Raw genomic sequence first — 14108 nt, forward strand, 5'->3', positions numbered from 1 at the left:
CAATGTTTATTTTAGTGTGGCGAAAAGAAGTCGATATGAGGATACGGAAAAGTTTGTAAAAGAGGTTCCCGGTTTATGGGTTGATATTGATCCAAAACATAAGACCATGGAAAAGGTTATTCAAATGCTGACTAAGTTGCCTACGCCACCATCCGCAATTGTATCGAGTAGTAATGGTATTCATGCCTATTTTAAATTCGATGAAGTCTTTAGAATAACTAACGAGGATTCTTTAGAGAGAATAAAAGCATTAAGTGTTCGTTTACACAAATTTTTGAATGTAGGTCATACAGCGGATTTAGTAAGGATGTTGCGACTATCAGCAAGCTGGAATGTAGAACAGATATCACAACTAAAGTTTTGTGAAGTTATAGAGTGTACTGATGCTAGATATAGTATAAATGATTTTGCCTATTTATCAGACGTTGGACTTAGTAACCTTATCACAAAATTTGAAAAAGTGACGATTGATTACTTGGAAACTATAAGTCTGGATGATTTGAAGCTACCTACTCATATTAAACAGCTTATTGTGGAGGGGACTAAAAAAGGCTATCGTTCTCAAAGAGTATTTCAAGTTACATGGTTAATGCTAGAAAATGGCCATTCTCCAAACGAAGTTGCTTTTGTGTTAACTAATCCGGAGTGGGATATTAGCGAAAAGATTCTTGAACTCCCTTATCACCGTCAATTACCTTACATTGAACTTGCAGTTAATAGAGTCCTGCAATGTTTTGCAATAGGAGCGGATGATATTGATGATGAAGGTAATGAAGAAAATATAATAGAGATTTAAGAAGAAGAGGAGTGTTAATCGAAAAAAGCAGTGTCTTTTCAATTTCATTTTTGAACCGTCAGAACGTATTTTGTTAGATGGTAACGAAATATTGAAGGTAGAGACATAAGGTATTGTGGATTCTTAAATCTAGATACATATATGAAGTGTGAGAGGCTGTTAATGATCATATCAAAATTATTATATGAAGGATTTAACTATCCCCAGATTCAATTCGTATAGAAATTATAGGCAGGAAACTGTGTAAACAATTAAAAGGAGAGATTTATCTATGAATGATTTCTTGTTATTACCATTCTGGTTTGAAGGATCAGAAGGGTATGTTGAATTTAAATTTATCGGAAAGGAAGGTGTACGTGATAGAAGATTTGTTGATGTTAATGACATTAATGAAGAACTGTTGAAACGTTTTGTAAATACTGGGTTTGAGGAAAAGTTCAATGTTTATTTTAGTGTAGCTACAAGAAGTCAACGTGGAGGAGGGACTGAGGAATTTGTAAAAGATGTTCCAGGAGTGTGGCTGGACATTGATCCTAAACATGCAACAATGGAGGATGCTATTCAAATTGTTGCTAGTTTACCCACACCACCATCTGCAATTGTATCAAGTGGTAATGGTATTCATGCTTATTTTAAGTTCGATAAGCCGTATAAGGTGGTTGATGAAAAATCAAGGGAGAAAATAAAGTCCCTAAGTGCTCGTTTGCACAAACTAGCTAAAGCAGATAACACTAGTGACCTTGTAAGAGTGTTGCGACTCCCTAGCAGTTGGAATGTTAAAGAGGAGTCACAACCAAAGTTTTGTGAACTTATAGAGCTTACTGGTGTTGTCTATAGTATAGACGACTTTGCTTATCTAACCGATGTTGAAATCAGTACATCTATGGCAAAAGTTGAAAAGGTTGTAATTGATAGCTTCAAAGCTATAGGTTTGGATGATTTGAAGGTACCTATTCATATCAAACGGCTTATTATGGAAGGGGGAGAAAAACATCATCGTTCTGAAAAGGTATTTGGAGTTACATGGTCAATGTTAGAAAATGGCCATTCTCCTAGTGAGGTTGCATTTGTGTTAACTAACCCTGACTGGGGTATTAGCGAAAAGATTCTTGAGCGCCCCCACCAACATCAATTACCTTACATTGAAAATGCTATTAATAGTGTTCTGCAACGCATTAGTAAAGGTGAAAATAACAATGATGTTGTAGGTACTGAAACAACAGAGATTCAAGAAAAGGATGGTTGTTATTATCGCGGGGAACAACGTCTTTCCAATTTCGTTTTTCAACCATCGGAACGTATTTTGTTAGATAATAACGAAATATTGAAGGGAGAGGTCGTAGTTAATGATGGTACAAAGCTTACCATTCTTCTTGACTACAAATCTCTGATTACTAAAAAAGAACTTCTAACTGCTATTAATAGTAGTAAAGTTAGTTGGTTAGGAGGGGATAAAGAAATTCAATATTTACGTGAATTTCTTTTAACAAAGAAAGTCATTGAGAAAATTGGGGTCAATAAAATTGGACTACATGATGATTTTTTTATTACACAAGAAAGAGTCGTTAATTATCAAGGTGTAGTGAACGATTCGAAGCTTGTGTATGTTCCAAAATTCACTAGTGCTTCTATGGATTTGGAACGTTCCATTACAATTAACATGATTGATAACTGGGAACAATTAGCGAAGGAAGTGTTAACTCTTCTTCCTAAGATTAATCAAGAAGAAGTAATTTACTCTTTGATTGGATGGCATTTTGTTTCTCCTCTCGCCCCATTAGTACGTAAAATAGCTGATGGAGGTTTCCCTCAATTAATGATGTGGGGGACAAAGGGATCAGGGAAAACAAGTACTGCTCAAGTATTTGGTAAGTTATTTGGAAATAAAGAAATCAGATCTTGTTCCCGCCCTCCATTTTCTGTTATGAGAGAGATGGATTTATTAAATGCTATTCCTCTATACCTTGATGAGTATCGTCCTATGAATATGCCGAGAGAGTATTTAAATCAAATTAAAGGCTTTGCATTAAATGCTTACAAGGCTGCACATGATTCAAGAGGATTACAAAACCAAAGCACAGTGGATTATCAATTTACCGCTCCAATAGTTTGGATGGGGGAGACATCATTTGAAGATCCAAATCTAATGGAGAGAATTGTAATGGCTAAGTTAAGTCCGAATGTCTTTCAGCAAAACCAAGAATACAAGAAGATGTATCGTGAACTCAATAAATTGAAGTTGTCCAACTTCTTTGGAGGCTATGTTCAATGGTTACTTGCCAAATTAGAAAGTAACAAGTTTAATCTAGCTGAACTCTATAGTAAGTATAGGGATTCAATAGATGATGACTATGACTTACCAGAGCGGGTGTCTATTAATATCGCCATCGTCCTAGTAGGTTTAAGCATTTTTAGCTCTTTGGCGGGGGAGGTGGGATTAGAGATTTCAATCCCTTTTGATACAATAATAAACTCTCAAGTAAGGCAGTTAGTAGGAGAGGAAGCTAAAAGTTCCCTTGATCGTTTAATGGAGCATACAGCAACAATGGTTGATAGTTCTAGAGATTTCCAGTCTGGTGTAGATTATTTATTCGATGATAGTAAAGGCGAGCTAATATTAGCTACAAAGAGATGGTTCGCAGAGCTTCGAAAATTCTGTCGCGAATATAACTACTTTGGTGATGTGATATCAGATAGTCAATTTAGAAATTTTTTAGTTGAAAACAGTGATGCAAAGGGGTATGTCAAAGTTAGTAATAGTGCCAAAAGAACGTTAATTATTCAAAAACGATGTACAATCATTGATGCTTATCAACTAGAAAACGATTTAGGTATCCCTGTGGAGACTTGGATTAAATAAAAAATGGGTTGCGACTACTATGTCGCAGCCTTTTTAGTACAGCTATTCCATTAGAGTGACAATGAAAGGACAATGTTTAATATGAAAAGGAATAGGAGATACCTACATAATTAATAGTAAAGGACAATAAGTACAATAATTTAATATATATAATGTAATTAACGATATTTACTAAGGATGTTATTACAGCAATGTTATACTCCTGCAAATAAGTTGTACTTGCTGTCTTTTATAAAAAATACTTAGATTGCCTTTCTTTCTTTTGTTTTTAGAGTGGTGTGCAGTGCAGATTTATCTTAGGAATGCAACAAAACGCAATATACTCCCCCCTGGTGCGTCTGAGTTTAGAGGTGTAGGAGATTGTTGATTATTGGGAACTTTGTACGTTAAGTTCATATTTTATATAAGATATAAATATTTTAATTGATGTTTGTAATATTAAGTCATGCATAGAAAACAGTAATATCCATAGATATACAAGCATATCCATTCAATAAAAAAATAAATGGGGCTTGGTTTTCTTGCGTTATAAAACACACATCGTAAGCTCGTTAACACTTGGTGCTGGTTTATCTATTTTTTTTAACTATCCATTTCATATTGGGTATGTAGCTGGTATTAGTCTTGGGAGCCTATTACCTGATATCGATGAGCCAAATTCGTTTATCGGTCGTAGGTCATTTGGTATTGCTGCGTTTGTAAAACAAAAGTGCGGTCACCGCGGAATTACTCATGGTATATTCGCGTGGCTTGTCGTTTCGATGGTTTGTCTTATTTTTCCCTCTCCTTTAACCATAGGAATCTCAATGGGATACCTCTTTCATCTAATTGGTGATTTTTTTTCTGTCCGTAGCATTCCTATTCTTACTCCAATTAACAATTATCGTCCTAAACTTCCAATTTCCTATAAAACAGGAAGTTGGACTGAAGACATCTTATTTTTCATTTTTACTTTTCTTTTACTTTATCTAGTATTTATTATTGGCAATTTACATATTTCATTGATTCAGTCTACCGCAGATCTTATTGTATCAAGCATTCGTGCACTAATAGAGCTGTTAAAATTACTTACATCGTTTTAAGGAAGTGATGGAATGTATTCAAAGCCTTTAGTTGTCCATTCGTCAACTAGAAATGTGTATGTAATGGAAGCTTTAGATGAGAAAGGGGAGGTAAGTCAACAATTAAATGAATTTGCAGATTTTATTCAAGCACCTGAACAAGTCCATACCTTCAATTTATCTCCATATGCATTATGGACAGCAAAAGCTAAACACATTCAAGCCGATTATATCATTGATTTTCTGGAAAAACATTCGCAGAACGCAATACCAGAATCACTTAAAATGGATATTAAAAAAAATATGAATCATTTTGGTGCTTTAGAGTTTTCAATAAAAGAAGATCAGTTATTGTTGACAGCAAGAACGAAGGAATTAATCGAGACTATTAAAGAAATCCAATTAATAAAGACGAAAATTATCGACAATCCGGACCATACAACCCTTGTTTTTAAAGCCAGATATCGGACCGAGATCAAAAAAATCTTATTTAAAAACAATTTGTTTGTGAAAGATATTATTTATAAATTCGGCGAGCCTTTAGATTTAAAATGCACATTTGAACCGTTTTATGATTATCAGCTTCAAGCTGTGAATGAATATCTGACTTTTAATCATCAAGCTGGGGGTGGCGGGACAATCATTATGCCACCAAATTCAGGGAAGATTTTAGTTGGTTTGAAATTAATTGAAGCGCTGAAAACAACGACGCTAATTATTACGAAAGATAAATACAAAGTAGAAAAATGGTACAAGCAAATCATTGAATCAACAGATTTATCGGAACAAAACATAACAATATTTGAAAAATCGGGAACCGATTTAAAGCCAATAACAATTGGGACTTATGAAACATTAGCAAGGCATATTGATGAGTTGGAAGGTTTTGGTTTTATTATTTATGATGAGGCACATAACCTTCCCACTCCAACTCATCAATTAACTGCTGATATTCGAGCTACGAATAAATTGGCTTTAGCTGCAACCCTCGCAAGATCTGAGGAGAATGGTAATCTTGTGTATGCCCTGGTTGGACCTAGATGGTACGAAATATCTTATTCTGCACTGGTAAATAAGAACTATCAGGTACCGGTTAATTGTATAGAGGTAAAAGTTCCGTTACCTGAGGCCGAACGGTGTGACTACTTAGCGAGAAATCCTAAAGACAAGATAAATGCTGATTCAACTAATAGCTATAAATATAAAGTTGTTTCCACAATATTAAAAAAGGAAGTCACAAGGCGTGTGTTACTAGTTTCTTATTTTAACGAAGTGACTCAAACTTGTAGCGAACATTTCCAAATAGCTAATTTATCAAGTTATTTAACTGAAGATCAACGACAATTGCTTATTCGCAAATTTAATAATAAAGAAGTCGATAAGTTACTTGCTTCGTGGAGCTTAATAGAAAATATGAATTTACAGTCAATCGATGTGATGATTGCATTATCCTACCAACAAGGATCGGAACGGGAAGAATACCTTAGATTAGGAAAATTAATAAAAGCAGAAGAAGGGAGAAAAATAGCTACTTTATATGCGCTTGTTTCACAAGATACGGACGAAGAAAAGTATTATGCAAAAAGAAGAAAAAGTCTCATTAATTTAGGATTCCGGTATAGGATTCTTACATTTGATGAATTAATGGAAAGGGGGGAGTTTTTTGAGTCATAAAGAAGCACTTATGAAATTAAGCGAAGAGGAATTAAATGTCATATACCAAAGACTTGGATTGCCTCCCTTTAACAATATAAAGAAACCTTGGCTTTCAAATTCTATTGCTAAATGTTATGAGGATGTGAAAAATTTCCGACGAGTAATTACACAGTTTAGTAGTATAACAATGAAAGATTTAGAGCTACATGCTCATGTACAAAAGCCATTGGATGTCCATCAAAAAAAAGAATTAAGTGATTATGGTATCCTTGTTGAAGGGGAACTTCCTGAAGATTTTAAAAGGAGAATTTGCCAATGGTCAAGGTTAAATTATGTAACTACATTTCCTTCAAAAAGTGAGGAAGTTGTTCATGGCTTCTTGTTAAATGTTTTGTTGGTACTATTGTATTTTGATCGTATGAAATCGATTAAGTTAACAAGGAAAAAGAATAATAGTAACTTTAGTAAGCTATTAAAAGAATTATGTATGGATAATGAAATAGCCTGGGAACAAATAAACATCCTAGTTAAAACAGGTCTAATCTCCAAAACAAAAGATTTGTACGAACTAAACTCTACAGCCTTTACGAAATGGAAGAATGATCAAATTAGTAGACAATTAATGACCATTTATAAAACGAAGCTTGGAGAACGTGAGTGGTTATTCTTACAAAAGGTTTCCGACTATCAAAATCAACCTAATGAGTGGGTGGATATGACTGTTATTTCGAATACATCAATCGAATATAATCAAGTAAAACAATTAGGGCTTATCTGGGTTCATAAAGATCAAGAGAAAACATATGTACAGTTGACCCCTGAAAGCTGGTTTCTTACCAAAAAGGAATTTCATCCGTTATGGACCGGAGAAACGATTTTAGTATCAGCCTCATTTGAAGTTTTTGTTCCCTATCATTACGATCCGTTTGTTCTTTTCGAGCTAATGCCGTATTGTTCACTAAAGGATTCTGACTATTTTTTAGTCTTTAATATAGAGTTAGATTGTGTAAAGAAAAATGAAAAAGCAAAGGAGTTTTATCAAACGCTAGTAGCCATAAGTTCAAACATTCCTAGTGTAGTGGACTATGATCTTAAGAGTTTAATCAAATAATTGCAGGAGAGTAATGGAAATCAAGAGTTAGATTAAATCATAATTCTTGATAAATTTTACATTAATTATATTCAAGTATACAGGGGAATACTGTCAGTAATAAGGGGGAGTTTTTTCATTAACGGGTACGTTTAGTTGAACAGAAAAAACGTATAAAGGACCTTCGACGGGTCCTTTATTTTTTACTAATTATCAATATTATCTTTCAACAGAGTCTATAACTAAAGAAAAAGTATCAATCGTTATTACTTTTTAATAAATATTTATAGGTTTATTCCTTACTGATTAGATTTTGAACCTGTGGGTGCCGGTAACAGATCAAGTAACCACTTTAGAAGGTGTTTACTAGTATTGGCTGAACAATAGGGGAGAAGTCATATTTAGCCCTTTCACTGAGGCGTTTATATTTGAATTTATATTGTTTGCGGGTTTAATATGAGAATAAATTACGAAATATTGATTTCTTAACATACAGTAAATTGGCTCTTTAGAGGCTTAGTACAAAATTTCTGACACGTTAATTATATCTCTGTCTAATGGCCCATAATATCTATTATGAGTGTTTAAAAGAGGATGAATAAATCCAATTTAAATAGGTATTTAGACCCTTCTACTAAAACGGGACAATTTCTTATTTCACTAAACTGCCCCGTTTGTTTAAGTACAGGATTTACAATATAAGTATTAAAAAGGTTATTACAGCAACAAATTTTTGATTGATTTATTGACAATTTGCTCTTGTCAAATTTGGGTTGCTATTTAAATCTCGCAAAAACGGTTCCTACTTCTGGTCCAGCTATTTTTATGCATTTACCTCCATCACGAACATACAAGTCTGACCCAAGCCAGCATGGATCATCTCCACATTCGATTTCTAACACTAATACTGAATTACCTTTGTAATTTAATACATGCATTTTTGAAACAATATTCGATGTTAGTTTTTCTGGGAGAGGTGAACTGAGTATTTTATCTGTAATGAAAGAAATATATTGATCCAAACTAACCTTTTTTAAACCGGCTTCTCTTTCTAAGCCAACTATTCCAAAATCACTAATCCTTGGAGCAGTAATTCCATCTAATAATTCAATTCTTTCTGTATGTTGTTCACGATCCGTTACACCTATAAATAACCATCCTACTCTATTCTTACCAAGGTTAGCCATGGCTGCGATGTTATGAGTAATTTTTTCAAAACTCTCTTCATCAAATTTCCTTTCATTTCCTAATGTATAAAATCCCTGCTTAAAATCATAGAAAGCTGGTTCTACTTTTGAGAATCGTAGATAGTTTTCAAAATCAATTAATAAGGTACCAATACTTCTGAGTGAATGTTTTGCTTTTCTAAAGTTATCTTGTAATAAACCTACTGTTAAACTTATATTAGCAATTCTATTGCTAGTACTAATGCTCTTACCTGATTTTATTCGAGAAGACAAATTATGTAAACTTTCCAAGATTCCATTGTAATTAAATGGTTCCATACCCTCTAAAATTAATAATTTATACATTGCCATAAAAAGTGTGTAATAAGGTTCTTTTGCTGCATTACCAGATGCATTAGGATTCAAAGTATTTCTTAAGAAATTCTTTTCTGAACCTCCCAATATTGTTAATGATTTTATTTTATCGAATACTAATTTAATATCATTTTTAAGATTATCTCTACCATAAGTTGCTATTGCAGACTCTATTTGTAGTTTTTTCTTATCGTTTTGATAGTAATCATCAAAATTATCTTTTGTTGCAGAAAAAGGTTCATTTAAAGTGATTGATAATATGATATCTGCTATTAACTGCTCATCTTCACTATCTCTTACATGGGATACTCTTAAAATCCCTTGATTGCACCAAAACGTTTCATCAGCAGAAATACCATACCCAAGTGATATTTTTTTCGAATCTATACTAATTTCTGGCATATCTGTTAAAGGAAGAATCTCTCTTGAAACATCACCTCTAATTTCAGAACTTAAATCTCTGACTAAATTAGAGAAAACAGTTGTATTACCAGCTTGCCTAACTTCTTGTGGAGATAAATGTTTTCCATTGGAATTTATTCTTCCAAAAACCTCGATAATTTCTTCTTCAGTACCTTGAAAAGTAGAAATAGGTAATTGATATTCTAAAAATGCAGCACACTTTTTAGCTTCAAGCAACTTTACATCATCAGTATTGACAGCAACGAATACACCTTCTTTTGCAAGTGTATTTGCTGTTGGATGCTGAGTAATGTCAAAATACATGTTGTTAATCGAAAATTGGTTTTCAATAAAACTAAATAGTGAATTTAGCCTTTGCATACCATCAATTATTTCAAATATAGTTTCTTTCTTTTCGTCAGTTCCTTTTTCGGCAAGGAGGATTAAGGGGATAGGGTATTGGGACAAAACACTATCAATTAAGGCTTCTTTTTCAGCACGAGTCCAAACTAGTTTTCTTTGATATTTTCTATTTACTAATAATCTATTTTCTCGGTAAAGTTGATATAAGTTCATTACACTCATACCGCGTGGTGCTATATTCACTTAAAAATCACCCCTATATTACTATATATTCTCATAATACCTTAATTACCCAAAATAATATACCCAGTTTCGATTTAAAGCACAAATGGAAGTCAATCAATTGGCTCAAATATAGTATAATCCTTGATGGGAAATTAGGTAGATACTATTGATGAGTGTCAAGATTATATTAAATTTATAACCAATTTGCTTATAAGGCATATAGTAGTTCAAAGCAGCTTTCATCAAGCTTAAATAAATCAATTGCTTAAATAGTTTAGTGAAATATGAGACATCAGTGCTTTTCAAATGGGATATTACTATCAAGAACAGTTATGACAGGACTTGATAAGCATAAAACTAATGGAGATTTTGGGCATTTGGCTAGAAGGGCAAGCAGAATGATAGAGGAAGTATTGCGAGATGGAGCTGTTAAGTTCACTTCTGCTAAGAATGATTAGATCGAGTCAATAGAACTAAACCCTAAGGTTCCTGATTAAAGAATTATAGCTAGTTATATAAAAGAACAAGAGTGAGCAAATAAAAAGATACTATTTATATCTGAAGACCGTGGGGCCGAGAACAACGGCAATGTCAGTAGGATTAGAAGTACTTGCTTGAACTTCATAGTTGATAGTTACTCTATCCTTTTTATATGACTTGAAATAAGGAGTTGTCATTGCGGCAGCTCTCTTTTACTACCATGAAAATCGACTAAAGTGGGCATTAGTTTAACAAGAACTGAAGTAGGTATACTTTTCTATTTACTATTAACGAAATTACCGCTCATAACAGCAATTATGAGCGGTATTTTACATCTTTACTCATCTTCTGAATCACCATATATTTCTGCTTAATTCTTAAAGTGTTAATCCGAAAATTAACTATGTAAACCAAGTCATCTTTTTGTTTAGTTAGCTTGTTTATGTTGTCTCCTAGTATTAGGAGGTCCGTGTTTACCACTTAATTAAGGCTGCTTAAACCTATACCTGTAGTTCCCTACTCAGGCCTAACTGTATCAGAGTGAAAATTATGAAATAAAAAGGCACATTCTATTTGAATGTGTCATTTTTTGCTGTTTTGAAAATAACATAGCTTCTCAAGCTTAAATAGTATGTAAGTTTGTGGATATACGCCGTTAATACACACTCCTTGCCCATAGGTGATTTTTGGATATTTTTGAAAAGACTAAATGACTCTTATAAACGTTCACCTAATGGTGGCGTTTTATTTTATTTTAATGAAACGAAATATGTAGAGTTCTTTAAAAAATAAATAGTAGTAAAAAAATACTAGTACTATTGACTCGTTAAAGCTGATAGCATAAACTTTTATTAAATGGAATAATACCACTTATTAACAAAGGAGATAAATATGTTTAACCTAAAGGAGTATCGACAAGATGTTTTAAAGGTTTCGCAAGAGGACCTGGCAAGAATGCTTAACATGGTCATAGAAGATATAATTAAATTAGAAGAAAGTAAAGAAATAAATGACGTAAGTTTTTTAATAAAACTAGCTAGAGCTACAGGAGATTCTTTAGAAGATTTAGTTGGATATAAAAATCAAGCACCTGAAGCTCTGCAAGTAAACAATACTTGGAAAACACCATCACTTTTTAAAGAGGTAATGTTGGAATATATAAAAAATAGAAAAAGTGATTTACAACTTGATAACAATACTAAGTATCAGAAAATGATTAAGGAACTTGAATCTCTTATTTATTCAACAATAGTAAAACCCAAAGTAGCTATAGTAGGTATGTCAGATGCAGGAAAAAGTAAGTTGATAAACTCCTTGCTTGGGAAAGAAAAAATGCCTACTTCATGGACGCCAACGACGTCCATTAGTGTACATATTAAACACATTAACGATCGGCCTGATTTTATGAAAGAAGATGAGGCTTGGATTTTTAAAGCAGAAAAGGCTGGGTTTGATACGAAAAAATTTAATGACAATGAATATTGTAAACAACGCAAAATAGCGGGTGGAGATGCAAGTATTCTAGCAAAGTATGGAACTCGTCAAGGGGATAAATATAATATTGAAGATGTATCAGCAGCTGTTGTTTATTTAGATAGTTCAATCTTACAAGTATGTGATATTGTCGATTTACCTGGATTTGGTACAGGCGATAGGAAAAATGACGATATTTTGGCACAAAAGTCCAGAGAATTTGCTGACATTGTTATTTACTTATCTATAGCAAATGGTTTCTTAAGAGGAACGGATATTGAGTTTTTAAAATCTACCCTTAATTCATTACCAGTTATTGAAAACAAGCAAAATAAACTAGATTCACTTAATAATTTGTTTATCGTTGCTTCTCAGGCACACACTGTAAATAAGGGAAGTAAGGAAGACTTAGATAATATTTTAAAAGCAGGGGCTGAAAGGTTGTTTAATGAAGTTCCAGAAGAAATTTGGGGAAATCGTGAGGAGCAATCAGGAAGCGTACACACAATTGATGATTTAAAGAAACGATTCTTCACATATACCACGGATAAACCTTACTTAAGAGAATCTTTTGAAGAAGAGTTGAAACAATTGTTAGAAACTCTTCCTGCTATTATTAACAAGAATGCAAAAAATTCTGTTGAACAATACATTCAAGCTCAAGAACAATTTCTTCGAAAAGAAGTTGAACAATATATGGAGATAATTAAAGAGCGGGAAGAGTATAAAAAAATATTTGAGCAAAGAAAAAAAAACGAACCTATAAGAGAAAAGGAAAACCAAAAGGCAAGAAAAGAAGTGGGCGAAAAAGTAAAGAGGCTTCATCTAGAAACAGTAAGAGAGTTTGAAAGTGAATTTAATTCAATTATTTCAGTTGATAATATCGTTGAAACGATTAGATTAAAGAAATATAAGAAGAAAAAAGAAGATATGGAACTTTTAGCTGGGTTTTTAAGCAGTAAACTACAAGGGAAACTCCAGAATATACTAAAAGACAAATCAAAAGAACTCAATAAAATTATTGATGAATATTTGGAGAACTTTAACATTCAGATTAATAGATTTGATAATCTTCAGTTAAAAACATTTGAGATTCCTTTTGACTCTGCAAAAGTATTTGCGAGCGGATTAGCTGGTTTAGCCACGTTCGGCGGTCTAGCAATTTGGGCATCCACTCTCGGAAATTTGGGTGCTTATATTTTAGTGGCTAAAGGAGTGAGTGTACTATCTGCTCTTGGTATTTCCATCGCAGGAGGAACGGCGGGAGCTGCATCTGCTGTAGCCGCTCTAGGTGGACCGGTAACATTAGGCATTGCACTTGCTGTCATTGTTGGCCTTTCTGTATTTACATTTATGTCAGGCGGGTGGCAGAAAAGTGTTGCTAAGAAAATTGTTGCTCAATACTCAAAACAAGGGGCATTTGAACAGTTTGTCGGTGAAATAAATAAATTTTGGAATGATACAGAAGTAGGGTTCAACGTAGCAGCAGATTACTTAGATGAAGAATGGAAAAAGAACTTAGCTGAATTAGACAATATGATCTCTTCCTTTAGTGATGAAGAAATACAACAAAATATCAATGAAGCGAATAATTTAAAAGAGTTCCTGAAGAATGTACCATTATCGGAACTAATCACAATATGAGTGTGAAAAAGACTCAACGAAAAAATAATATAGTTAAAAGCCGATTGGAATAACCCAAACGTTTAGTTCAATGGGAAGAAATAATCGCCAAATGGTAGAATAGAATTTATGTGCAATAGCAAAAACTCTGTACTAACATACTTGATAATCCTTTTGTATTTTCAATAGTCATAAAAATTCAATCGCGGTTGGCACCTACTAGTAGAGTTCATTATTTCGGTTTGAGAGGGCTTGGAGGCGGATCCAAGCTCTCTTCTTTTTTAACAGGCAGTTGTCTTCTTAATTTTGAATTTTAGGCAATAGTGATAGATTACTATCTTCTATTTTTTCTTTAAGTCAGTTTTTTAGAAAGGGTAGCGGTCATTGAATATACTGGGGCATATTATAAATCTGTTCACGCTGTATACATGACACGTGTGAAGTGCGTCATACTGATATTAGTTTAAGAATGATGAGCATTTATTAATGAAGGAGAAATCGTTGTGCCTTAATGAGGATTTGGTAATTAGTGGGTAAC

At 33.3% G+C, this 14108-nt stretch carries 7 protein-coding genes; 6 read left to right on the plus strand and 1 reads right to left on the minus strand.

Features of this window, described 5'->3' with window-relative positions; translation table 11 throughout:
* The 5 genes from V7068_RS20625 to V7068_RS20645 all read left to right on the plus strand — a co-directional run.
* Positions 1-796 (plus strand): hypothetical protein (locus tag V7068_RS20625; protein ID WP_499714344.1); only part of this gene is annotated, 796 nt, incomplete at its 5' end.
* A gap of 271 nt (positions 797-1067) precedes the next feature.
* Positions 1068-3656 (plus strand): hypothetical protein, encoded by a 2589-nt coding sequence (locus tag V7068_RS20630; RefSeq protein WP_499714345.1) that lies wholly within the window; start codon positions 1068-1070, stop codon positions 3654-3656.
* 521 nt (positions 3657-4177) lie between these two features.
* On the plus strand, positions 4178-4738 hold the full coding sequence (locus tag V7068_RS20635; protein WP_499714346.1) for a metal-dependent hydrolase: 561 nt from the start codon (positions 4178-4180) through the stop codon (positions 4736-4738).
* 12 nt (positions 4739-4750) lie between these two features.
* Positions 4751-6391, plus strand: coding sequence for a helicase-associated domain-containing protein (locus tag V7068_RS20640; protein ID WP_499714347.1), 1641 nt, complete (start codon positions 4751-4753; stop codon positions 6389-6391).
* Positions 6381-7484: a hypothetical protein gene (locus V7068_RS20645; RefSeq protein WP_499714348.1), complete on the plus strand. Its 1104-nt coding sequence runs from the start codon at positions 6381-6383 to the stop codon at positions 7482-7484. The genes V7068_RS20640 and V7068_RS20645 overlap by 11 nt, the downstream gene beginning before the upstream one ends.
* 755 nt (positions 7485-8239) lie before the next feature.
* On the opposite strand, the gene V7068_RS20650 is transcribed toward V7068_RS20645, so the two are convergent.
* Positions 8240-10012, minus strand: coding sequence for a GmrSD restriction endonuclease domain-containing protein (locus V7068_RS20650; protein ID WP_499714349.1), 1773 nt, complete (start codon positions 10010-10012; stop codon positions 8240-8242).
* A gap of 1353 nt (positions 10013-11365) precedes the next feature.
* Here V7068_RS20650 and V7068_RS20655 point away from each other — a divergent pair.
* A complete protein-coding gene (locus V7068_RS20655; protein ID WP_499714350.1) occupies positions 11366-13591 on the plus strand; it encodes a dynamin family protein in 2226 nt (741 codons plus the stop codon).
* Positions 13592-14108 lie beyond the last annotated feature (517 nt).

Origin of the sequence: Bacillus sp. JJ634 (assembly GCF_036962285.1) — a bacterium.
Lineage (GTDB): Bacteria > Bacillota > Bacilli > Bacillales > DSM-1321 > Peribacillus > Peribacillus asahii_A.